Here is a 21,886-nt window from a genome sequence, read left to right as displayed (position 1 = left end):
TTATTTGTTTCCCAATCGGAATGTGTAGTCGTTTTTCCCACGGAATGCACGGTAAATCCTTACATACAAATTGAATAAGGGCAGAATAAGTTCGAGGAAAAACAGCCAGCCTGTTACCGGTCTTTGTTGTAGCAAAAGAGCCGATTTATGAAGAACAGTCGCTTTTACGGCAAACCTGGAAATATATAATAAGCCAGCCAGTACGGATAGCAACCAATTGCCGAAAATTCCTGTGACGATAGCAGCAATGACAGTCAGGAAAAAGAGGAAGTAGCTAAAACTTTCCATCCTGTAGAAAGTCAGTGTCCCTCCTTTGTAATGCCGGTGGGTGGCGGCGCGTGACACTTTCATCTCTTTCCACATACTGAAGCGTTCTATTTTAGCCATTTCCGTGATACTTTCGGCAGAATATTCCACCCGTGTATTTTTACTGTTTGCCGATTCGTTGATGAACAGGTCATCGTCTCCGGCATGAAGGCTCAGCGATTTATAATATCCTTTATGCGCGAAGAATAAGTCTTTTTTGTAGGAAAGATTACGCCCGTTGCCTACATAAGGGTGGCGGGTGAGGGCGGCCGATATATATTGCAGGCCACTCATCAGGTTATCATAAGCAACCAGTTTATGGAGGAATCCTTTATGATTGCCATAGGCACAGAAGCCCAGTACGATGCTGGTTTCTTTATTGTAATTGCGTGCCATCGTGGAGATCCAGTTCTTACTGATCGGTTCGCAGTTGGCTTCCGTGAAAAGAAGAATGTCATGATGAGCCGCCTTGATACCGACAGTCAGTGCCAGCTTCTTCCGGCTCAGGTATTTTACATCTTCCGGAATATAGGTGTGATACAGGTGCTGGTTATCATTCTTCAGCTTTTTCAATACTTCGTCGCTTTCATCCGTCGAACCGTCGTTCACGACGATCACTTCATACTCGGGATACTCCTGAGCTAATAAAGACGGGAGGTGTTTTCTTAAGTTCTCGGATTCATTTTTTGCATAGACGATAACGGAAACAGCCGGCTGGGCCTCTTTTTTCTCCGTATCGTTTCTTTTGGATTCTTTCAGCGGACGGCTGTAAGTCACGAGGTAATACAAAAGTTGAATGATAAATAAACCTGCGATCGTACCTGCAAGTATCAGTTCTATGTTATTGAATATAAGTAAGTCTCTCATTATTGAAGCAGTGTATTTAAAAAAACGTACAAATGTACATGTTTCCTGCTTAATTACCATATTATCCCAGTAAATGTGCAATTATTGTAAAAGCCCGCCGGGAAGAAGGGCGTACTTTTGTCGCGGTAATTTTAACTGGAATAATTTTATGAACAGAAAAATGGGAGTTGTGGTTTTGGTGCTTTCTGTATTAGCAGCATTGGAACCTTTGAGTATAGACCTTTATTTGCCGGCCTTTTCGGATATAGCTGAAAGTATGCAGGTGTCTATGGGCGAAGTACAGATATCTCTGTCTATCTTTTTGGCAGGTTTTGCCCTCGGGCAATTGTTTTGGGGATCGCTTTCCGATTATTACGGAAGAAAGAATCCGATCTTATGGGCTACTGCTTTATTTACAGTGAGTTCGTTTGCTTCTATTTATGCAACATCGATCGAGCAATTATGGGTGATCCGTTTTTTACAGGCGTTCGGAGGTTGTGCCGGTGTAGTGGTGGGACGTGCTGCCGTTAATGATTTCTTTGTGAATGAACAGCGTACAAAAGTCTTTTCTTTGTTGGCGATCATTTCAGGACTTGCTCCGATCATAGCTCCGACGATGGGTAATCTGCTGTTGAAACAATGGCATTGGCATGGTATTTTCAATGCGATGGGAATATTGGGAGTGTGCACGGTCTTATTGGTTTGGGCTTTTCTGCCTAAGAGTCAACCGGTACAGGTTAAAGGGGGAGAGAAGAACAGGATGCCTTCGGTTATGGAAATGGCAAAAGGGTATATCCGGGTGACGAAGAACTGGCCTTACATGGTTTATACCATTATCGGAAGTATGGCATACGGCGGTCTGATGATCTATGTTTCCAATGCTCCTTTCCTGATCATGGAAAAAGGCGGATTCTCCGGGAATATATTTAGTATGATCTTTGCAATAAACGCGCTTGCATTATTGTTTGGTAGTTATATTGTGGACATTCTTCAGAAGTATATGACATTGAAGAAGCTGGTACGGTTAACTATTGCCTCTCAACTGCTGATCAATGTCTTATTACTGACAAGTGCTTTTTATTCGACCTCTGTCATTCCGCTACTCGTGCTGATTTTCCTGAACCTGATTCCGATCGGTGTTTTATTGCCGGCAACGACATCTTTGGGTTTGTCTTACTTTAAAGAAGATAGTGGAGCTGCTTCCGCTTTTATGGGATTCCTGCAATTATTGTTTACCGGGATCTTGTCGGCGATAATCAGTTTCCTGCAAAACAATTCCGTAGTGCCGATGATGAGCGGGTTGTTTGTCTGCGCCCTGGTTCCGTTCGTTCTTTTGTTTGTGGAGAAGAGACGGCGTTTGAGCATGATAAAGGTTCGGTCATAACAAGTCATTTTTGAGCGATAACCTGAATTGTTCGGGAGTGGAGCCGCTTTGTTCTTTAAAGAAACGGGTGAAATAGGAGGCATCGCTGAAACCGAGTAGGAAAGCGATCTCCTTAAAGCTCTGGCTGCCGTAACTGATCATTCGTTTGGCTTCCAGTAATAGCCGTTGGTCAATCAGTTGTTTAACTGTGTGGCCGACGGCATTTTTTGTTAGATCGTTCAGTCGCTTTTTACTGAGCATGATCTGGCCGGCATAAAACTCTGTTGAACGTTCATGGATAAAGTGTTCGTCGATCAGCGAAAGGACTTTGTTTACACGCATATCCTGTTCGTTCGGACGATCCGTACAAAGTAACATCAGGTGTGTGATGAAAGCGTGCATGTAGGAATTCAGCAAGCTTTTCCGGTGCAGGTTCTCATGTTCGTCGTAGATCAGATTGGCCAGTTTCCGGATGGCAGGCGCTTCTTTTTCCGGAAGGGAAAGCTGATCCGGAAATGTATAGTCGGCGTAGTTTTCTATATGCAGGCTGAGTCTTTCAAAATACTCGGGACTGATTGCAAATAGAAATCCCTTTTGTCCTCTCAGTTTCATTGTATGCACTTGTCCCTTCCGAAGCAGATAGATCTGGTTGGGGCATAGCGGATATTCTATGAAATCGATACTTTGGCTGTCGCCGGGTTCGACATCAGTGAAGAATAACAGCTCGTAGAAATTGTGGCAATGTGATCCGCTAAAGTTCAACATGTCGCAGTTTTCGATTGGTTCGACCACATAGAAATCGCTTTCTTCGAGGCTATGTACGGGGATATTATCTAAATACATTTTATCAGATTTTACCACAAAGATAGTTCTAAATTCCTTACTTTTGTCTGGCAAATCCCGGTAAAAAAATGGATGAAAGTGTTCTCGAAAAACTGAAAATATTAGCAGAATCGGCTAAATATGATGTATCCTGCGCTTCAAGCGGTACTTCCCGTTCCAAGAAAAGTGGAATGATCGGGAGTGCGGCCGGGTGGGGGATTTGCCATAGTTTTGCGGAAGACGGACGGTGTATCTCTTTGCTGAAGATCATGCTGACCAACTCCTGCATGTACGATTGTGCCTATTGTATCAACCGGCGAAGCAACGATTTGCCGCGGGCTACACTTTCTGTTACGGAGCTGGTCAATCTCACGATCGAGTTCTACCGCCGCAATTATATCGAGGGACTATTCCTGAGTTCGGGCGTTGTCCGGAGTCCGGATTATACGATGGAACGTCTGGTACGCGCCATCAAAGACCTGCGCCTGGTGCATCGTTTCAATGGGTATATTCATATGAAAAGTATTCCGGGAGCCAGTCAGGATCTGGTGAACGAAGCCGGGCTGTATGCCGACCGTTTGAGTGTGAATATAGAGATCCCGAACGAACAAAGTTTGCAGGTACTTGCTCCCGAAAAAGATTTCAAAAGCGTTTTCACTCCGATGCGTTATATCCAGCAGGGGGTTCTGCAGAGTGCGGAAGAGCGTAAGCGGTTCCGTCATGCTCCACGTTTTGCCCCGGCCGGACAAAGTACGCAGATGATTGTAGGCGCAACGGCTGATACGGATAAAGACATCCTTCGTCTCTCGTCGGCTCTTTATCAGCGGCCGACCATGAAGCGGGTCTATTATTCCGGCTTTATCCCGGTGAATGATTACGATACACGTCTCCCGATGTTGAAGCAGCCGCCGTTGGTGCGCGAAAACCGTTTGTATCAGGCTGACTGGTTGCTGCGTTTCTATCAGTTTCGGGTGGATGAGATCGTGAATGACGCTTATCCTGATCTGGATCTGGAGATCGATCCGAAATTATCTTGGGCGTTGCGTAACCCGCAGGCATTCCCGGTGGATATCAATAAGGCGGATTTTGAAATGCTTCTCCGGATTCCCGGGATAGGAGTGAAGTCGGCCAAGCTGATTGTCGTATCTCGCCGTTACGGTCGTTTGGGGGCCGACCAGTTGAAGAAGATCGGAGTCGTAATGAAGAAAGCCCAGTATTTTATCACCTGCAACGAACTGCCGATGCGGACAGTGAACGAACTGAGCCCGGAGAATGTCCGCCATATTCTATTGCAAAAAGGAAAGAAGAAAACAGACGAACGGCAATTAACCTTGCAATTCCCCGAATAATAACAACATGACAGTTTTCATCTACGATAAAACATTTGAAGGATTGCTAACGGCTGTCTTTGATGCCTATGTCCGTAAATCATTCCCGGATGCGTTGGCGATGGAGGGAGAGCCGTTGCCTTTGTTCTGCGAGGAGACGGTAACGATTTATTCGGACAGTGAAAAAGCAGACAGGGTCTGGAAAGGTCTTCAGAAGAAGTTATCGCCTACTTCGCTTTCGATGCTGACTGTTACCTGGCTGTCGGAGTTGCCCGAAGTCGATATACTCATGTTTCGCTATATCCGTAAGGCCATCGATCATCCTCGTTCTATTGAATTGAATTTCGGGGATCCCGATGTGATGGAGTTGGCTAAGATCTGGAAGAAGGTAAGCAACGAACGGCTTCGTAACATGCAGTTCTTCCGTTTCCAGAAAGCAGCCGACGGGACATTCTTTGCAGCCGTAGAACCTCTGTATAATGTATTGCCCCTGATTATTCCCCATCTGAAAGATCGTTTCGGCGACCAGAAATGGCTGGTGTATGATCTGAAACGCGAGTACGGTTTTTATTATGATCTGACGGAAGCTGTCGAAGTGCGTTTCGAGCATAAAGAAGCTCACCTGCTTTCCGGTTTTCTGGGGGAGAGCATCATGGATAAAGATGAAAAGCTTTTTCAGAAAATGTGGAAGGCTTATTTTAAATCGATCGCCATCAAGGAACGATTGAACCCGAAACTGCACCGCCAGCATATGCCCGTTCGTTTCTGGAAATATATGACGGAAAAACAGTGAGAAAGCTCCAAAAAGTTTCAGGGAAGGATTCTCTTTGTGAGAAAGTCTCAAAAAATCTCTGGGAAAGATTCTCACCGTGAGAAAACTCCAAAAGGAAAAAATAAAGGATTCTCACTGTGAGAAAGGGCCCAAAAGATGAATTTGGAAGTTTCTCACGGAGAGAAGGTTTCCAGATACAAAAAAGAAGCTTTCTCACTGTGAGAAAGCCTCCGTGTTTAATTTTTCTTACTTCTGCCAGATTTCCCAGGCGGCGAACGCCTGAAGAAGCAACATTTCGAGTCCGTTCTTGACGACGGCTCCTTTTTCTTTCCCCTTTTTCATGAAAAGAGTTTCATCCGGATTATACAATAAATCGTATAGCAGATGATCGGGAGTGAGCAGGTCGTAAGGAATATCCGGACAGTTGTTGATATTCGGGAACATTCCCAGCGGGGTCGTATTGACGATCACCGTGTATTGTTCCATTGTCTTCGGAGTGATCTCATCGTATGTGATGCAAAACTCTTTCGGCTTGCGTGAAACCAGTGTCGCACCGACTCCCAGTTGCTTTAGTCCCTGGAACACCGCTTTTGAAGCTCCTCCGGTACCGAGAATTAACGCTTTCCGGTGAGTCTCGTTCAATAACGGTTCGATCGATTGTTTAAATCCGATGATATCGGAATTGTATCCCTTCAATTTTTTACCGAAAAGGCCTTTCGTGAACTTGATCACATTTACCGCACCGATCAGGCGGGCATCTTCGTCGAGTTCGTCCAGATAAGGTATAACCTGTTCCTTGTAAGGAATCGTTACATTCAAACCGTTCAAATCCGGATTCTCTTTCAATACATTTTTGATGTCTTTGATATTCGGGATCTCGAAATTCACATATTGTGCATCGATCTTTTCCGCCTCAAACTTCTGGTTGAAATAAGTTTTGGAAAACGAGTGCCCGAGTGGATATCCCAATAAACCATATTTCTGCATAACCTTTTCTAGTATTTGTTTATTCTTTAGTTCCTGTGTATAACGAGCAAATTCCAAAGGTGAAGGTACGAACCCGTGCCTCGGAAAATCCCAGGCGGGTGAGTAGTCCGGTCATAACCTTTCCTTGCGGAACCACCTTGATAGAAGCCGGCAGGTAACTGTAAGCTGTTTTTTCTTTCGATAGCAGCCGGCCGATAAATGGAATAACTGTCTTTGAATAGATGGAGTAGAGTTGTTTCATCGGGAAATGTTCCGGTGTGGAGAACTCCAGGATCATTACATGTCCGCCGGGTTTCAGCACCCTGTACATCTCTGAGATACCCTGTTCTATATTTTCAAAGTTGCGTACTCCGAATGCAGCAGTTACGGCGTCGAACGAATTGTCGGGGTAGGTGAGCGCCGTACAGTCTTGTTGTTCGAATGATATATATTCCGAGTAACCGGCCCGGGCCACTTTTTCGCGTCCCACCTGCATCATGCCTTCGGAGATATCGGCTCCGATAATCTGCCGGGCTTTCAGCTTGCGGTGCATGGAAATGGCGAGGTCGCCTGTTCCGGTGGCAATATCCAGTATGGATTGTGGAGAAAAAGGACGCAGGGAAGCAATCGCCTTCCTGCGCCATATTTTATCAATTCCGAACGAGAGCGTATGGTTCAGCAGATCATACGTGCCTGCAATCGAGTCGAACATACGTCTGACTTGTGTGCTCTTCTGTTCTTCTCCGTTGTAAGGTAATATCTGTTCTGAACCGTATTTCATCTTTTCTTATTTATTTTTCAAATATTCTGTTACGTTCTTTTCGATGCGGGCCAACAGGTTGTCTGTATCGCCTTTCACGAATTTCTCACCGGTGATGTGCTCGAACAGCTCGATGTAACGTTCGCTGATACCTTCCACGATAGCCGGAGTCATTTCCGGAACCACCTGTCCTGCTTTACCCTGGAAACCGTTTTCCATCAACCATTCGCGAACGAATTCTTTTGAAAGTTGTTTCTGCGGTTCACCTTTGGCGAAACGTTCTTCGTAACCTTCAGAATAGAAATAACGGGAAGAGTCGGGGGTATGGATTTCGTCGATCAGGTAGATCTTACCGTCACGGTGTCCGAATTCGTATTTGGTATCGACCAGGATCAGGCCGCGTTTTGCTGCGATTTCAGTTCCGCGCATGAACAGATCCATTGTATATTTTTCCAGAACGGCGTAGTCTGCTTCAGAAACGAGTCCTTGTTTCAGGATTTCTTCTTTAGAGATATCTTCGTCGTGTGCACCGATAGCCGCTTTTGTTGTCGGAGTGATGATCGGTTCCGGGAAACGCTGGTTTTCGCGCATTCCTTCCGGCAGTTTCACACCGCAGATTTCACGAACACCGCTCTTATAAGCACGCCATGCGCTACCGCAAAGGTAACCGCGTACGATCATTTCAACAGGGAAACCTTCGCACTGTACACCAACGGTAACCATTGGGTCGGGTGAAGCCATTTTCCAGTTCGGGCAGATATCGGTGGTTGCGTCAAGGAATTTGGCGGCAATCTGGTTCAACATCTGGCCTTTGTAAGGAATACCTTCCGGCAGAACAACGTCGAAAGCAGAGATACGGTCGGTTGCAACCATAACCAATACTTCATCGTTGATATTATACACGTCGCGTACTTTTCCATGATAGACACTCTTCTGTCCCGGGAAATTGAAATCTGTTCTAACTAACGCCTTCTTCATGACCAATTTATTTTTAATTGTTTTCTGATTGTTTATTGTTCTTTTCTATTGTTTTAGGCGAGTGGGCCTTAGTCTCACTGCGTCGTTTTTCGTCGAATTTGTCATACGCTTCAACGATGCGCTGCACCAGTTTGTGGCGGACAATATCTTTCTTGTCGAATTCGATTTTGCCGATCCCTTTCACTCCTTTCAATATCTGCATCGCCTGTATCAGTCCGGAGGTGGCAGTAGGAGGAAGGTCGATCTGGGTGACGTCACCTGTGATGATCATCTTGGCGTTCATGCCCAGGCGGGTCAGGAACATTTTGATCTGGTGGGTCGTTGTATTCTGTGCTTCGTCGAGGATAATAACGGCATCGTTCAACGTACGGCCGCGCATAAAGGCGAGCGGTGCGATCTGGATCACGTTATTTTCCATATACTCTTTGAGTTTCGCTCCCGGTATCATATCCTGCAAGGCATCGTATAATGGTTGCAGATACGGGTCGAGCTTGTCTTTCATCTCTCCCGGCAGGAATCCCAGCTTTTCTCCGGCTTCAACGGCGGGACGACTCAGGATGATCTTTCTGATCTCTTTGTTCTTCAGAGCCTTGACTGCAAGGGCGATGGCGACGAATGTCTTACCTGTTCCGGCGGGGCCGGTGGCGAATACGAGGTCGTTTTCCTCGAATGCCTTTACAAGTAATTGCTGGTTTTCGGTGCGGGCAACGATCGCTTTGCCGTTCATTCCATGAATGATCAGGTTTTCCTGTTTAACGACCGTCGGAGCTTTACCTTTGATAATATCGAGGATCACATCTTCTGTCAGGGAATTGAACTCCTCGCAGTACTTTTCAACTTCTCGGATCTTTTTCAGGAATAGTTCGGATTCATCCTCGTCTCCGATTACTTTCATCACATTTCCGCGGGCCACAATGCGAAGTTTCGGGAACAACGTTTTAATCAGTTGCATATTCGCATTATTCACACCGTAAAAAATAACCGGGTCTACACTTTCAAGAATATATATTCGTTCTATCATCCGTTCTTTTCCTTTTTCCTTATAGTTTTTATGTTTTATCCTACCTTTTTATTCAGGTACGCAAAATTAGTAATATTCTTAATCCGTTGGTACGTACTTACGTTTTTTATTTACTATTGTAGGAATACATTTGAATAATTGTCCTATTTTTGTATTCATAATATAGTAAAAAGATGATGAAAAAAATACTTGGTTTAGCGTTGATCCTGTTTGCAGCCCTATCAGTAACAGCGCTTCCTTCCTGTAAAGAAAAACGTGGTGAGTTGAAAACCATTTGGTATAACGGTAGTTATAATCGCGATTTTAATGATCTGAACGATGTGCAGCTGGCGGTTGCGCAAAAAATAGGTATCGAACCGATCAGTAACCGGGAAGAAGCGGAACACGCATCTAAAAAGATGGAAGAGATCAAGACCTGCGACTACTATGAGGTAGAAGAGTTAAAACATTCCATCCCGTACCTTATCCCCGAAGCAGCTACTTTGCTGGAAGATATCGGACGCAACTTCCAGGATTCTTTATATAATCTGAACGCTTCACTTTATAAACTGAAAGTGACAAGCGTTACCCGCACCGTGGATGATGTAAAGAAACTGGGGAAACGTAATTATAATGCCTCCATGAACTCGGCCCACCGCTATGGGACTACTTTCGATATTTCATGGGTGCGTTATACGAAGATCGATGAAAAAGATACGCTGAATATCGATAACGACCGTCTGAAAATGGTACTTGCGTCGGTGCTTCGTGATCAGAGAAAAGCTGACCGTTGTTATATAAAGCACGAACGCAAGCAGGGATGTTTTCACATTACTGTACGGAAATAAGGTTGTCGATCACCTTTTTAAGCTCATGTTTGGGAAGAGTACCCAGCATGAGTTCTTTTGTTCCGTCCATTTTACATAGAAGAAGCGTCGGGATCGTGCGTATGTTGAATGCCGTTTCCAGTTCTTCTTCGTTATCCACATTTACTTTGTAGATGTATAACTGTCCTTCATAAGTTTGTGCAAACTCTTCCAGTATCGGGTCGAGCCGTTTGCAGTAACCGCACCAGGGAGCCTGGAAATCTACGATACAAGGTTTGTCTCCTATATATTTCCAGTCTTTCGGATCCGCTTCAAAGTTACCTACTTTCTGAATAAAATCTGCTTTTGTCAATTCAATGGGTTTCATATACTCCTTGTTTTAATTTGATGATGCAAAGTTACATCAGACAGGCGGGTAATGAGATAGCAATATCACTTATATTATTGTCTATTTTCCCCGAGTAATTCTTATTGCATTATTTTGTCGTTCATGGCCGCTTCCGACAGGAAAGACAATACCGTTTGTTTATGCGGGCTATCCAGTAATATATAGATCAGTTCGGCAAACTTGATCGGTATCATTTCATCCTTCACCTCTTTTTTCAGTTTGTGATATAATTGAATGGAATCGAAAAAGTTGTGGAAGATATTTTCCTTAGGAATGATATGTATTTCCTTACAGGAGGTTAACTTGCATTGCTCGTTTAGAATATCGGTTATTCCCGGCAATCTGAGAATGCACTGTGCCGTCCACTGGTTAAAAAAGAGGGCGAACATGGAATACTTATTGTTGCAGGTCAACTCTGAAGAAAAATAGACTCCGGGGGAGAAGAGACATAATTCACCTTCCCTTATGAGTAACTCGGAGTCATTATCCATCAGATAAATCGAACCTGATGCTACGTATACAATAGAATGATGTGTCAGGAAAGTACGGATGTTTTCCTGATCAGATGCCGTTGAGTGTTGTAATACTTTAAAATTTTCTACTTCTCCGTTGAAAATACGCATGTCTTGATTATACTAAATGAATAGTCAGAAAACGGATATTCATAATCAATAAAATCCTGTTAGAACAGGAGTAAAGATAATTCTTTTCCTTCTAAAACGATAATAATGTGAGTGTTAGAATCTCTCTTTTTTTGATTATTAAGTATGTTTATTACAATTAGAATAGCTGGATAAGAAGTAAACCAAGCATTACAGAAACGCCGGTTGCGATCAGTCCGGGGATCATAAATGAGTGATTTAATATATATTTTCCGATATGCGTAGTTCCCGTACGGTCAAAATTGATTGCGGCAACTACGGTCGGATAGTTTGGTATGAAAAAGTAACCGTTCACGGCCGGGAAAAGGGCAATCAGCATATAAGGTGATATCCCCAGTGCTAAGCCTAAAGGCAGTAAAGCACGTACGGTTGCGGCCTGACTGAACAGCAGGATAGACATCAGGAACAGGGCGATACCGAACAACCAGGGCATAGCCGTCACGATCTGTTCGATGGAACCTTTCAGTTCCGCCATATTTCCTCCGATAAAAGTATCACCCATCCAGGCAATACCGAAGATTGCCACGACAGCCTGCATGCCGGCAGAGAAAACGGAACCCTGTACGGCTTTGATACCGTCGGTTCTGGTAGCCAGCAGAATGATTGCCGCAGCCGACAACATCAATATTTCGATAATATAGGCCATCGACAAAGAGGTACCGTTGAATACCGGACGAATGCTTTCGATAGAACCGAACAGGATAATACCGATCGTTGCCAATATAAAGATAGCTACCGACCAACCGGCCGCCTTCTGGTTCTTTACGTCTTTCAGTACATATTTCTGGGTAGTAAATTCGCCTTCCGCAATACGTCTTTTAAATTCGGGATCATCTTCCAGTTCCTTTCCGACACGCAACGAGTAGAAAGCCCCGGCTAATACACCGGCCAATGTACAGGGTACGGAAATCATCAGGATATCGAATAAGGAGATATTGAACCCCTGTCCGGTCAGCATACTGAGTAATGCTACCGTGGCAGCGGAGATCGGACTGGCGGTGATAGCCTGCTGTGAAGCGATCACGGCAATACCCAGCGGACGTTCGGGACGTATTTTTGTTTCGGTCGCCACTTCGGCGATAACAGGTAATACGGAATAAGCCACGTGCCCTGTCCCCGCAATGAATGTAAAAATATAGGTGACCAACGGGCTTAATATTGTAATTTTCGAAGGATTCTTCCGGAGGAGTTTCTCTGCCCATTTAACCATCAGATCAAGCCCCCCTGCAGCTTGCATACAGCTGGCGGCCGCGATGACAGCAACGATCATCAGCATCACGTCGATAGGCGGGGAAGTCGGCTCGAGCCCGAAAACGAAAGTCAGCACAGCTAACCCAAGGCCTCCCAGCACACCGAGACCGATACCGCCCAAACGGGCACCAATAATAATAGCAATTAATACGAATGCAAGTTGAATCAGCATATTCTATAACTCTTAATGTAGATTTAGTTTGTAAAGGCTACAAATTTAGTTATTTTTGCTGCGCTAAGAACTACAAATACATTTAAAATGCGCATGAAAAGATTCAATTCCCTTATTTTAGTCGCGTTATTTGGACTGGTAACTAACTTATCCGCCCAGGTTCGCAGTGAATTCCTGTTAGAGAAAAACTGGAAGTTTACCCGCGAAGATAACCCCGACTTTATCAAACCCGCTTTCGACGACAGTAAGTGGCAATCGGTGACGGTTCCGCACGACTGGGCTATCTACGGCCCGTTCAGCTCCCAGAACGACAAGCAGGAAGTGGCTATTTCGCAAGACGGTCAGAAAGAGGCGTTGGAACATGCCGGTCGTACAGGCGGTCTGCCTTTTGTCGGCGTGGGATGGTACCGTACCCAGTTTGAAGTACCTCAGTTTGCTGAGGGAAAGAAGGCTACTATCCTGTTCGACGGGGCTATGAGCCACGCTAAAGTGTATATCAACGAACAGGAAGTAGGTTATTGGCCGTATGGATATAACTCCTTCCATTTCGATATTACAAAGTACCTGAAACCGGGACAGAAGAATACACTGGCTGTCCGCCTGGAAAACTTGCCCGAGTCTTCCCGTTGGTATCCCGGTGCCGGTTTGTACCGTAACGTACATGTGATCGTAACGGAAGATGCCCATATCCCGGTTTGGGGAACATTCGTGACAACTCCTACTGTCAGCAAGGAGTTTGCCAAGGTGAATGTAAATACGAAGGTCGATCTGCCGGAAGGTGCCGATCCCAAGCAATACGCTGTCAAGACCAGCCTGGTGAACCCGAACGGGGAAAAGTTGGTCGAGTCTACAATGCCGTTGACGGATATCAAGTATAATAACGGTACGGTCGACCAGGAATTTATCGTTCATACACCGACACTCTGGTCGCCGGATATGCCCGCCCTTTATGTGGCTGAAAGCCGTCTGTATAAGAACGGGACAGAACTGAAAGATACCTATTCGACTCCGTTCGGTATCCGTTCGATCGAGATCATTCCGGGTAAAGGTTTCTTCCTGAATGGTGAAAAGACCGTGTTCAAAGGCGTATGCAACCACCATGACCTGGGGCCGTTGGGCGCAGCTGTCAATGACGCAGCTATCCGCCGTCAGATCCGTATCCTGAAAGAAATGGGATGTAATGCGATCCGTACGTCGCACAACATGCCGGCTCCCGACCTGGTGAAAGCCTGCGACGAAATGGGTATGATGTTGATGGCCGAAAGCTTCGACGAATGGAACGTGGCTAAATGTAAGAACGGTTACAATCTGTTCTTCGACGAATGGGCTGAAAAAGATATGGTCAACCTGCTCCATAACTTCCGCAACAATCCGAGTATCGTAATGTGGTGTATCGGTAACGAAGTGCCGAACCAGTGGATCGAAGGCGATGCCAAGATCGCCCGCTTCCTGCAGGACATCTGCCATCGTGAAGACCCGACCCGTCCGGTGACTCAGGGGATGGATGCTCCGGATGCAGTGGTAAACAACAACTTTGCCGCCGTGATGGAAGTGGCCGGATTCAACTACCGTCCGTTCAAATACCAGGTGAATTATAAGAAACTGCCGCAGGAGATCATCCTGGGAAGCGAAACGGCTTCGACGGTAAGTTCGCGCGGCGTATATAAGTTCCCCGTTGAGCGTAAGGCGATGGCCGTGTACGACGATCACCAGAGCTCTTCCTACGACGTGGAGCATTGCGGCTGGTCGAACCTGCCGGAAGACGACTTCATCCAGCATGAAGACCTGCCTTACTGTATCGGCGAATTTGTATGGACAGGTTTCGACTATCTGGGCGAACCGACTCCGTATTACACCAACTGGCCGAGCCATAGCTCCCTGTTCGGTATTATCGACCTGGCCGGTATTCCCAAGGATCGCTACTACCTGTACCGCAGCCATTGGAACAAGGCGGAAAAGACCTTGCATGTCCTGCCGCATTGGACGTGGCCGGGACGTGAAGGCGAAGTCACTCCGGTATTCGTTTACACCAACTATCCTTCTGCCGAGCTTTTCATCAACGGAAAGAGCCAGGGCAAACGTACGAAAGACCTGAGTATCGGTATCGACAGCAGCTATACCGAAGCCGCCCAGAAGAGCTTCGAGCGCCAGAAACGCTATCGTCTGATGTGGATGGATACCAAATACGAACCGGGTACCCTGAAAGTAGTAGCTTACGATAAAGACGGCAACGCCGTGGCCGAAGAAGAAGTGCATACAGCCGGTAAACCTCATCACATCGAACTGAGTGCCGACCGTACCAACCTGACAGCCGACGGCAAAGACCTTTCTTTCATCAACGTACGGGTAGTGGATAAGAATGGCAACCTTTGTCCGGATGCCACCAACCAGATCAAGTTCAATGTGCGTGGAGCCGGAACATACAAGGCGGCAGCCAATGGTAACCCTGCCAGCCTCGAGTCTTTCCAGGCACCGCAGATGAAACTTTTCAGCGGACAGCTGACAGCGATCGTCCAGACCGAAGAAACTCCGGGAACGATTTATTTTGAAGCATCTTCTCCGGGAGTTAAGAGTGCACGGATCGAGTTGATAAGCAGATAAGCATTGTTGATTGATAAGAATAGGAATCCCCCTGGCATCTTCATTGTGAATGATGTGCCAGGGGGATTTTGTTATTTATTCATTGTACGATATTCCCAATCGCATCGAACGTAACATCCGTGCTTTGGCCATTGTGATCGACGGTGAAGGTGTAGAAAGTACCGGCGGCTTCGATCTTTACGATGATCGACTGGATTGTGTCGCTGGCATAGCCGGTAGACTGGAAGCTATTCATTATGATAGCCGGTACATCCTGCTCTGCAATCTGGTATGATGTGCTTTGCCATCTGTAATCCTTATTCAACTGCGCGATCTTATACACTTTCCCATCCAGCATATTCAGGACATACCCATCCGCATTCGCCTGTATATCCAACAGGGTGCAGGTTGCGAAGGTCAGGTTCATCAGCATGTGTACGGCATCGGGAATGACGATCGGGGCGTCTTCGTTGCCTTTGTCGGGAACTGCTTTGATCAGGTTGCCGTACCCGGAATAATACAGATCCATATCACTGTCCGCTTTCTCGGCTTCTATTTTGTAGACAACCGCCATGCTGTCGCGGTGGATGGTATACGTATCGTCTACTTTCCAACCGGCGTAAAGACCGTTGTCGAAAGCTGTCGTCACGTCCTGGGGCAGCTGGTTGAAAGGCGTCTCGGCCTTGTCCATCATCCATTTGCCCTGGTCGGTGAGCCATGCTTCGGTGGAGACGCCGTTGTTGGTGAATTCGGCTACGTAATAGTTGCCCTCGATGGTGAAGAGCGTGTTTGTTGCATCCGGGTATTTGTCGTTGAAGGCCTGCAGAACAGGCTCGGTCGGTTCGATGGCGTTCTTGTGGTCGTTGTCTGTCTTGTCACAGCCGGCCATTAACAAGGCGACTCCCGCAATCAGGGAGAATAAGATTGATCTTGTGTTCATACGTTTATTATTTAGCGATTAATACTGTCTGTCGATGTTGCATAATAACAACACTACCCCGTGGAATGTTCTGCGTAAAACCGAACACACTGTCCGATATTGAACACTGTTTCCGTAGTGATAAATGCACATATTCAACCGATTAGCTTTTTGGCACGGAGTTTGCCCCTATCGGGACAGAACATAAAAACAATACTAAATATGGACAGAGAGATATCGAAAGCGGAACAGAGGAAAGAACAACGCAAGCAATTTATAAAGATCGGTGCCGGTGTGGGAATAGGCATCGCCCTGATCGCCGTTGTCTTATCCTTTCTGCAAACCAGCCTGAACCGTAAGGACTTGACTATATCGACCGTAGATAAGGGAGTGATAGAAGTATCCGTCAGCGCTTCCGGCAAGGTGATCCCGGCCTTTGAGGAAATAATCAACTCACCGATCAATTCCCGCATCGTCGAGATATACAAAAAAGGCGGCGACTCCGTCGATATAGGAACACCTATCCTCAAACTGGATCTGCAGAGCGCGGAAACAGACTATAACAAACTACTCGACGAAGAACAAATGAAACGCCTTGAACTCGAAAAGCTGCGTGTCACCAACCACAGCAAACTCTCCGAAATGGAAATGAAGCTGAAGGTCTCCCGCATGGAACTCGACCGTAAAGCCGTGGAACTCCGCAACGAACGCTACCTCGACAGCCTCGGCGCCGGCACCACCGACAAAGTACGCCAGGTGGAACTCGACTACAACGTCAGCCAGCTCAAACTGAAAGAGGATGAACAGAAATACATCAACGAACAAGCCCTCACCGATGCCGACCTGAAGGTAAAGGAGCTCGAACTCAATATCTTCCGCAAAGGCCTGGCCGAAACCAAGCGCACCCTCGACGATGCGCAGATCCGTTCCCCCCGTAAGGCCATCCTTACGTATGTGAACAACGAGATCGGCTCGCAGGTAGGGCAGGGCACGAAGGTAGCCATTGTCTCCGACCTTTCGCACTTCAAGATCGAAGGCGAGATAGCCGACACCTACGGCGACCGTATCGCAGCAGGAAGCAAAGCCGTCGTCAAGATCGGCAGCGATAAACTGGACGGAACCGTGAGCGACGTAACGCCGCTATCGAAAAACGGCGTGATCTCCTTCACCGTGCAACTGGAAGAAGACAGCCACCGCCGTCTACGCTCCGGCCTGAAGACAGACGTCTACGTGATGAACGCTGTAAAGGATGACGTATTGCGTATCGCCAACGCTTCCTATTATATAGGCAAGGGCGAATACGAGCTCTTCGTCGTCAACGGCGACCAACTGCTGAAACGCAAAGTGCAGCTCGGCGACAGCAACTACGAATACGTGGAAGTGATAAGCGGACTCGAACCCGGCGACCAGGTAGTCGTCTCCGACATGGCCAGCTACAAAGACAAGAACAAACTCAAAGTAAAATAAGCCATGCTCAAACAATACCTCAAACAAGCCCTGAACATGCTGCGTGAGAACCCGCTCATCAGTGTGATTTCCATACTCGGTACGGCGCTGTCCATTGCCATGATCATGATCGTTATCCTGGTCTTCCAGGTGCAGCTGACCAGCTTTGTGCCCGAGGTGAACCGCGACCGGATGCTCTATGTGGAGCAAGGAACCGAAGTAAAGACCCGGAACAGCTGGAGCAGGGGTAACATGTCCGTCGAAGCCGTCCGCGAATGCTTCTATTCGTTAAAGACGCCCGAGGCTGTGTCCGCCTGGTTCACGATCCCATACCCCTTGTCGCTGCCCGGCAAGCAGATGTTTAAGACATACCATATCTTCTACACCGACCCGGGATTCTGGAAGGTCTACGCCTTCTCTTTCCTGGAAGGCAAGCCGTTTACGGAAGCCGACTTCACCTCCGGCATTCCCCAGGCTGTTGTCTGCGAGAGCGTGGCGAGGACGCTGTATGGCACGACCCAGGTCGTTGGAAAGCCGGTCATCATCGACCGCCAGCCCTTTACGATCTGCGGGGTGGTGAAAGATGTCAGCCGCGCCGCCGACTCATCCTACGGACAAGTCTGGACACCTTATACGACCAATCCGATGGTACTCAATATGTCCTACATCGAGAACATGTCGGGTGCCTTCAACACCTGCCTGCTGGCTCGTGACGCATCAGACTTCGATGCCATCCGCCAGGAACTGAAAGGGCAGATTGCCCGGTATAATGCAACCAAGCAAGAAGCGGAGATCCATTTCTTCCACAACCCGATTACCCGTTTCGACAAGGCGATCGGTACGATTGGACAGGTCAAAGTCGAATTGAAGGACTACCTCGCGGAGGTGGGTGGCCTGCTGCTTTTCCTGCTGCTCGTCCCGGCACTCAACCTGATGGGCGTGACGCAATCCGCCGTGCAGAAACGCCGTGGAGAGATGGGCGTCCGTAAGGCATTCGGGGCCACTTCCGGTGTACTTGTCCGCCAGGTTCTTTACGAGAACAGCGTGACGACCCTGTTGGGCGGTGCGATCGGTTTGATCCTCTCGTTCCTGCTGCTGCCGGTCTGCCGCGACTTCCTGCTGGCCAATGCCGATACGACGTTGCAAGGCGATATGCTGTTTAAGCCCGGTATTTTCCTTGCCGCCCTGTTGTTTTGCCTGTTGCTCAACCTGCTTTCCGCCGGGATACCTGCCCTGCGCATCGCCCGTGAACAGATAGCCGGATCGTTGAAAGGCGAAGGTCCGGCAGATAATTAACCCTATAAAAGACGAAACGAAGATGATAAAGCATATACTGAAGATAATCTGGAACCAACGGCGCAGCAACGGCTGGATCTTTGCCGAGCTACTGGTCGTTGTCGGCATCCTATGGGTCATGATGGACTCGCTGCTGGTGGATAAGTATACTTACTACCAACCGCTTGGTTTCAACATCGACAACGTTTACAAGGTGCAGTTGGGAGTCATTATGCCGGGTACTCCGGGGCATGTGGAAGACTCGCTGGTCACCACCCGGCAAGGGGAGGACGTACTGCGGCTGGTCGGCAACATCCGCCAGGAAGAGAAGGTGGAAGAAGCTTCCCTGTCCCATGTCGGCTGTGTCTATACGGAGAACCGCGCCTGGTCGACACTCTACCGCGCCGATGCCGATACGTTCATCAAAGCCGGGTTCCGGCAGTCTACCGTCACTCCGGAGTATTTTACCGTGCTGCGGATGAGAGACAAAGAAGGCAAGGAACTAGCCCCGCTCATCGGACAACAAGCCGGGTGTGTCATTTCCGCAGACCTGGAACGTGAGTTCTACGGGGAGAAGGGTTCGGCTCGCGGGCAAGCAATCAAATTCCATCCCAAGAATACGGATGAGATGCCCGTCCTGGCGGTGTCCGGTTCCGTCCGCGAGTCGGAGTATAAGGAGAAGTTGCCTTTCTTTTACCTGATACCTACAAGGGAGCAATTGCTCAGGGAGATTGAAGAGAACCAGCCGCAGTCTGTCGATTGCCTGATACGCATGAAACCCGGTTTCCGGGCGGAAGACATGGAAGCCTTCCTGCAAGGGATGGGCGACCGGCTGAGGGTGAACAACGTCTACGTCTCGAGCGTCGTCCCCCTCAGTGAGATGCGAAGCCAGATCCTCAAGAGCCGTGAGGACAATATGAAGAAGAAGACCGCCCTTGTCGGCTTCATGCTTATCAACGTATTCTTCGGTATCATCGGAACCTTCTGGTTGCGTACGCAGGCACGGCAGGGGGAGATGGGATTGCGCATCGCCCTGGGATCGAACCGCAGCCAACTAAGCCGCCTGATGAACCTGGAAGGACTGGCCTTGCTTGGCCTCACCATCCCGTTCCTGCTGGTCTTCATCCTCAATATGCTTTACTTCGAACTGCCTGATACCGTCCGCCTGCCGTATACCTGGTGGCGTTTCGCAGTCACTTTCGGGGGAGCCTACCTGCTGATGGGCGGCATGATCTGCCTCGGTATCTGGTTCCCGATACGCAAGACACGGCAGATGGAACCGGCCGAAGCGTTGCATTATGAATAAGAATACGATAAAGAACGAATTAATCAATAACAAATTAAATATCAAACAGTATGATCAAGTTAACAAACCTCGAAAAGATCTATCGCACGAAGGAGATCGAAACAGTTGCCTTAGAGAACGTGAATCTGGAAGTACAGAAAGGAGAGTTCCTGAGCATCATGGGTCCTTCCGGTTGTGGAAAATCCACCCTGCTTAACATCATGGGACTGCTGGACGCCCCGACATCGGGCGACATCGAAATAGACGGTACCGACACCATCCGTATGAGCGACAAACAACTGGCTGCCTTCCGTAACCAGAAACTCGGTTTCGTCTTCCAGTCCTTCCATCTGATCAACTCTCTGAATGTATTGGATAACGTGGAACTCCCGTTGCTCTACCGCAAGGTATCCGCTTCGGAACGTCGCAAGGCAGCCGAAGCCGTTCTCGAGAAGGTAGGCCTCAGCCACCGTATGCGTCACTTCCCGACCCAGTTGTCAGGCGGTCAGTGCCAGCGTGTAGCCATCGCCCGCGCCATCGTGGGGAACCCCGATATTATTCTGGCGGATGAGCCGACCGGTAACCTGGACTCGAAGATGGGTATCGAGGTCATGGAGATCCTCCACAAACTGAACAAGGAAGACGGCCGCACCATCGTCATGGTAACCCACAACGAGGCACAGGCGCAGCAAACTTCTCGCACGATACGGTTCTTCGACGGACGGCAGGTTCAGTAGTTACTTTTCTCTTGATAGAAAAGTAACCAAAAGATCAAGGCTGCACCCGCTTCGCTACTCCGGTGAAAGACTACGCTGTCGCCTGCGAACTCGCTTCGCTCAAACAGCGCATGCTCCGGACGCTCCGTCTTTCACCTTCGCTTAACGCTCATCGGCTGAGGCCTTTCATAGAACGCCTTGCGTTCTGTGGGGATGGCCGATGCCGTCTGTTTCAATGGCGGGAGTAACTTTTCCCCTCTTGAGAGGGGGCAGGGGGTGTGTTACAGGCAGGACAAACAGAGGCTGTGGACTAACCCGCTCCCCGTTTGCCGGGGCTACCGGTAGCCTAAGCCTTGGAGGTGCATCATACGGATGAGGTGACATACCTCGCCCCCAATGAGGTAGTTGACATTATCCGGATGAGGTAGACTGCATCACCCTGGTGAGGTAGTATCCAATACGGTAAAGGTGATAACCCCGACTCTAGGCTTCTTGTACAGGTGGTAAGTAGGTGTGTACTGGCTATGCACTTCCGCCACCCACTTCCCCGGCGTAAGTGCTTCGGGTATCAGGAAAGCCAGGCGCATCGCCTGGTTGATGAAGACGAACCGGGGTTCGATAAAGTAACGTTTGTCGCCCTCCTCTTGGCGGATCACGATGCCGACTTCCGGATGGTCGCCCATCACTTTCACACGTCGTCCGTGGATGAAGAGCGGGAGGGTATAGTCGGGAGGGATACAGCGGAACTCGTAGGCACGTCCTTTTTCATAGCGTTCGTTGTAGATGCTCACTTCGTTCGGGCTGGGGGCGTTCTCGTAGAAGTTGCTCACCTCTGCCGGAAACCAGTCGGTCAGCTGGTTCAGGCGCGGCGAGGGACGGAAGTTGGCACGGATGGCATGGCGCTCGCGGTCGAACTTATCGTTAGGAGAGTTGAAACGTCCGGTCACGGTCAGTTCCGTGCGTCCCAGGCCGAAGTCGACGTTGAAGCCGTCTTCGATGGCGTTGTACATTTCGTCGATCATCGTACGGAACACTTCGACGAACGTTCCGTGGCGGTAGGAGGAGCGGGCTTTGACAGCCCGGGTGGCGATATCTTCGATCGTAAGTGTCGGATGGTTGGGCAGGGTTCCTTTAAAGAACGGCTCCTGGCCGGGCAACTGGCTTTTGCTTAACTTGATGAACAGCTTGCCGGGCTTGACCAGCATCTGCGATTTAGGGAGTTCC

20 protein-coding genes are annotated in these 21,886 nt (G+C 48.2%); 9 read left to right on the top strand and 11 right to left on the bottom strand.

The window, feature by feature from the left end:
• A complete protein-coding gene (locus HMPREF1212_RS16880) occupies window positions 1–1,173 on the bottom strand; it encodes a glycosyltransferase (RefSeq protein WP_046150120.1) in 1,173 nt (390 codons plus the stop codon).
• A gap of 148 nt (window positions 1,174–1,321) precedes the next feature.
• On the opposite strand from HMPREF1212_RS16880, the gene HMPREF1212_RS16875 reads away from it, so the two are divergent.
• Window positions 1,322–2,536, top strand: a complete 1,215-nt coding sequence (locus HMPREF1212_RS16875; RefSeq protein ID WP_046150119.1) for a multidrug effflux MFS transporter — start codon at window positions 1,322–1,324, stop codon at window positions 2,534–2,536.
• On the opposite strand, the gene HMPREF1212_RS16870 is transcribed toward HMPREF1212_RS16875, so the two are convergent.
• Window positions 2,531–3,358: an AraC family transcriptional regulator gene (locus tag HMPREF1212_RS16870; protein ID WP_028727896.1), complete on the bottom strand. Its 828-nt coding sequence runs from the start codon at window positions 3,356–3,358 to the stop codon at window positions 2,531–2,533. The two genes, HMPREF1212_RS16875 and HMPREF1212_RS16870, sit on opposite strands and share 6 nt — an antisense overlap.
• Before the next feature lie 68 nt (window positions 3,359–3,426).
• Here HMPREF1212_RS16870 and HMPREF1212_RS16865 point away from each other — a divergent pair, with 68 nt between their 5' ends.
• Both HMPREF1212_RS16865 and HMPREF1212_RS16860 read left to right on the top strand, forming a co-directional pair.
• The gene (locus HMPREF1212_RS16865) at window positions 3,427–4,686 is read left to right on the top strand and encodes a putative DNA modification/repair radical SAM protein (protein ID WP_046150118.1); all 1,260 of its coding nucleotides are present in this window, start codon (window positions 3,427–3,429) and stop codon (window positions 4,684–4,686) included.
• A gap of 7 nt (window positions 4,687–4,693) precedes the next feature.
• Window positions 4,694–5,458, top strand: coding sequence for a TIGR03915 family putative DNA repair protein (locus HMPREF1212_RS16860; protein WP_028727894.1), 765 nt, complete (start codon window positions 4,694–4,696; stop codon window positions 5,456–5,458).
• Window positions 5,459–5,683: 225 nt separating this feature from the next.
• On the opposite strand, the gene HMPREF1212_RS16855 is transcribed toward HMPREF1212_RS16860, so the two are convergent.
• From HMPREF1212_RS16855 to HMPREF1212_RS16840, 4 genes are read right to left on the bottom strand one after another with little or no spacing between them, the layout of a single operon-like run.
• Window positions 5,684–6,424 (bottom strand): shikimate dehydrogenase family protein, encoded by a 741-nt coding sequence (locus tag HMPREF1212_RS16855; RefSeq protein ID WP_028727892.1) that lies wholly within the window; start codon window positions 6,422–6,424, stop codon window positions 5,684–5,686.
• Between the two features lie 19 nt (window positions 6,425–6,443).
• On the bottom strand, window positions 6,444–7,184 hold the full coding sequence (ubiE, locus tag HMPREF1212_RS16850; protein ID WP_028727891.1) for a bifunctional demethylmenaquinone methyltransferase/2-methoxy-6-polyprenyl-1,4-benzoquinol methylase UbiE: 741 nt from the start codon (window positions 7,182–7,184) through the stop codon (window positions 6,444–6,446).
• A 6-nt stretch (window positions 7,185–7,190) separates the two neighbouring features.
• Window positions 7,191–8,141: a phosphoribosylaminoimidazolesuccinocarboxamide synthase gene (locus HMPREF1212_RS16845; protein ID WP_046150117.1), complete on the bottom strand. Its 951-nt coding sequence runs from the start codon at window positions 8,139–8,141 to the stop codon at window positions 7,191–7,193.
• 13 nt (window positions 8,142–8,154) lie between these two features.
• Window positions 8,155–9,162, bottom strand: a complete 1,008-nt coding sequence (locus HMPREF1212_RS16840; RefSeq protein WP_046150116.1) for a PhoH family protein — start codon at window positions 9,160–9,162, stop codon at window positions 8,155–8,157.
• Window positions 9,163–9,335: 173 nt separating this feature from the next.
• Between HMPREF1212_RS16840 and HMPREF1212_RS16835 the strand changes: the two genes are divergently transcribed.
• Window positions 9,336–9,989, top strand: coding sequence for a DUF5715 family protein (locus tag HMPREF1212_RS16835; protein WP_369800831.1), 654 nt, complete (start codon window positions 9,336–9,338; stop codon window positions 9,987–9,989).
• On the opposite strand, the gene HMPREF1212_RS16830 is transcribed toward HMPREF1212_RS16835, so the two are convergent.
• From HMPREF1212_RS16830 to HMPREF1212_RS16820, 3 genes are all read right to left on the bottom strand, one after another.
• On the bottom strand, window positions 9,973–10,335 hold the full coding sequence (locus tag HMPREF1212_RS16830) for a thioredoxin family protein (protein ID WP_046150115.1): 363 nt from the start codon (window positions 10,333–10,335) through the stop codon (window positions 9,973–9,975). The genes HMPREF1212_RS16835 and HMPREF1212_RS16830 overlap by 17 nt on opposite strands.
• A gap of 101 nt (window positions 10,336–10,436) precedes the next feature.
• Window positions 10,437–10,979: a hypothetical protein gene (locus tag HMPREF1212_RS16825; protein WP_046150114.1), complete on the bottom strand. Its 543-nt coding sequence runs from the start codon at window positions 10,977–10,979 to the stop codon at window positions 10,437–10,439.
• Between the two features lie 157 nt (window positions 10,980–11,136).
• On the bottom strand, window positions 11,137–12,441 hold the full coding sequence (locus HMPREF1212_RS16820; RefSeq protein ID WP_028727885.1) for an anaerobic C4-dicarboxylate transporter family protein: 1,305 nt from the start codon (window positions 12,439–12,441) through the stop codon (window positions 11,137–11,139).
• Window positions 12,442–12,534: 93 nt separating this feature from the next.
• On the opposite strand from HMPREF1212_RS16820, the gene galB reads away from it, so the two are divergent.
• The gene (gene galB / locus HMPREF1212_RS16815; protein ID WP_046150455.1) at window positions 12,535–15,042 is read left to right on the top strand and encodes a beta-galactosidase GalB; all 2,508 of its coding nucleotides are present in this window, start codon (window positions 12,535–12,537) and stop codon (window positions 15,040–15,042) included.
• A gap of 79 nt (window positions 15,043–15,121) precedes the next feature.
• Here the strand turns inward: galB and HMPREF1212_RS16810 are convergent, their stop codons facing one another.
• Entirely contained in the window at window positions 15,122–15,961 is an 840-nt protein-coding gene (locus tag HMPREF1212_RS16810; protein ID WP_046150113.1) for a PepSY-like domain-containing protein, read from the bottom strand.
• A gap of 201 nt (window positions 15,962–16,162) precedes the next feature.
• On the opposite strand from HMPREF1212_RS16810, the gene HMPREF1212_RS16805 reads away from it, so the two are divergent.
• From HMPREF1212_RS16805 to HMPREF1212_RS16790, 4 genes are read left to right on the top strand one after another with little or no spacing between them, the layout of a single operon-like run.
• The gene (locus HMPREF1212_RS16805; RefSeq protein WP_028727882.1) at window positions 16,163–17,407 is read left to right on the top strand and encodes an efflux RND transporter periplasmic adaptor subunit; all 1,245 of its coding nucleotides are present in this window, start codon (window positions 16,163–16,165) and stop codon (window positions 17,405–17,407) included.
• A 3-nt stretch (window positions 17,408–17,410) separates the two neighbouring features.
• Complete coding sequence (locus HMPREF1212_RS16800) at window positions 17,411–18,682, top strand: ABC transporter permease (protein ID WP_046150112.1); 1,272 nt, start codon at window positions 17,411–17,413, stop codon at window positions 18,680–18,682.
• A 22-nt stretch (window positions 18,683–18,704) separates the two neighbouring features.
• Window positions 18,705–19,967, top strand: coding sequence for an ABC transporter permease (locus HMPREF1212_RS16795; RefSeq protein WP_046150111.1), 1,263 nt, complete (start codon window positions 18,705–18,707; stop codon window positions 19,965–19,967).
• Between the two features lie 50 nt (window positions 19,968–20,017).
• Entirely contained in the window at window positions 20,018–20,683 is a 666-nt protein-coding gene (locus HMPREF1212_RS16790) for an ABC transporter ATP-binding protein (RefSeq protein ID WP_028727879.1), read from the top strand.
• A gap of 413 nt (window positions 20,684–21,096) precedes the next feature.
• Here the strand turns inward: HMPREF1212_RS16790 and HMPREF1212_RS16785 are convergent, their stop codons facing one another.
• Window positions 21,097–21,867: a DNA-binding domain-containing protein gene (locus HMPREF1212_RS16785; RefSeq protein ID WP_232430119.1), complete on the bottom strand. Its 771-nt coding sequence runs from the start codon at window positions 21,865–21,867 to the stop codon at window positions 21,097–21,099.
• Window positions 21,868–21,886: the final 19 nt, after the last annotated feature.

The organism is Parabacteroides sp. HGS0025 (assembly GCF_000969845.1).
Classification (GTDB): domain Bacteria; phylum Bacteroidota; class Bacteroidia; order Bacteroidales; family Tannerellaceae; genus Parabacteroides; species Parabacteroides gordonii.
Note: the sequence above shows the minus strand (reverse complement) of the source record. Positions and strands in the feature narration are given on the sequence as shown.

What these genes read in the sequence shown, in the direction of transcription:
- HMPREF1212_RS16880 (WP_046150120.1), bottom strand. Translation starts at nt 1,173, where the DNA reads ATGAGAGACTTACTTATATTCAATAACATAGAACTGATACTTGCAGGT.
- HMPREF1212_RS16875 (WP_046150119.1), top strand. Translation starts at nt 1,322, where the DNA reads ATGAACAGAAAAATGGGAGTTGTGGTTTTGGTGCTTTCTGTATTAGCA.
- HMPREF1212_RS16870 (WP_028727896.1), bottom strand. Translation starts at nt 3,358, where the DNA reads ATGTATTTAGATAATATCCCCGTACATAGCCTCGAAGAAAGCGATTTC.
- HMPREF1212_RS16865 (WP_046150118.1), top strand. Translation starts at nt 3,427, where the DNA reads ATGGATGAAAGTGTTCTCGAAAAACTGAAAATATTAGCAGAATCGGCT.
- HMPREF1212_RS16860 (WP_028727894.1), top strand. Translation starts at nt 4,694, where the DNA reads ATGACAGTTTTCATCTACGATAAAACATTTGAAGGATTGCTAACGGCT.
- HMPREF1212_RS16855 (WP_028727892.1), bottom strand. Translation starts at nt 6,424, where the DNA reads ATGCAGAAATATGGTTTATTGGGATATCCACTCGGGCACTCGTTTTCC.
- ubiE (WP_028727891.1), bottom strand. Translation starts at nt 7,184, where the DNA reads ATGAAATACGGTTCAGAACAGATATTACCTTACAACGGAGAAGAACAG.
- HMPREF1212_RS16845 (WP_046150117.1), bottom strand. Translation starts at nt 8,141, where the DNA reads ATGAAGAAGGCGTTAGTTAGAACAGATTTCAATTTCCCGGGACAGAAG.
- HMPREF1212_RS16840 (WP_046150116.1), bottom strand. Translation starts at nt 9,162, where the DNA reads ATGATAGAACGAATATATATTCTTGAAAGTGTAGACCCGGTTATTTTT.
- HMPREF1212_RS16835 (WP_369800831.1), top strand. Translation starts at nt 9,336, where the DNA reads ATGATGAAAAAAATACTTGGTTTAGCGTTGATCCTGTTTGCAGCCCTA.
- HMPREF1212_RS16830 (WP_046150115.1), bottom strand. Translation starts at nt 10,335, where the DNA reads ATGAAACCCATTGAATTGACAAAAGCAGATTTTATTCAGAAAGTAGGT.
- HMPREF1212_RS16825 (WP_046150114.1), bottom strand. Translation starts at nt 10,979, where the DNA reads ATGCGTATTTTCAACGGAGAAGTAGAAAATTTTAAAGTATTACAACAC.
- HMPREF1212_RS16820 (WP_028727885.1), bottom strand. Translation starts at nt 12,441, where the DNA reads ATGCTGATTCAACTTGCATTCGTATTAATTGCTATTATTATTGGTGCC.
- galB (WP_046150455.1), top strand. Translation starts at nt 12,535, where the DNA reads ATGAAAAGATTCAATTCCCTTATTTTAGTCGCGTTATTTGGACTGGTA.
- HMPREF1212_RS16810 (WP_046150113.1), bottom strand. Translation starts at nt 15,961, where the DNA reads ATGAACACAAGATCAATCTTATTCTCCCTGATTGCGGGAGTCGCCTTG.
- HMPREF1212_RS16805 (WP_028727882.1), top strand. Translation starts at nt 16,163, where the DNA reads ATGGACAGAGAGATATCGAAAGCGGAACAGAGGAAAGAACAACGCAAG.
- HMPREF1212_RS16800 (WP_046150112.1), top strand. Translation starts at nt 17,411, where the DNA reads ATGCTCAAACAATACCTCAAACAAGCCCTGAACATGCTGCGTGAGAAC.
- HMPREF1212_RS16795 (WP_046150111.1), top strand. Translation starts at nt 18,705, where the DNA reads ATGATAAAGCATATACTGAAGATAATCTGGAACCAACGGCGCAGCAAC.
- HMPREF1212_RS16790 (WP_028727879.1), top strand. Translation starts at nt 20,018, where the DNA reads ATGATCAAGTTAACAAACCTCGAAAAGATCTATCGCACGAAGGAGATC.
- HMPREF1212_RS16785 (WP_232430119.1), bottom strand. Translation starts at nt 21,867, where the DNA reads ATGCTGGTCAAGCCCGGCAAGCTGTTCATCAAGTTAAGCAAAAGCCAG.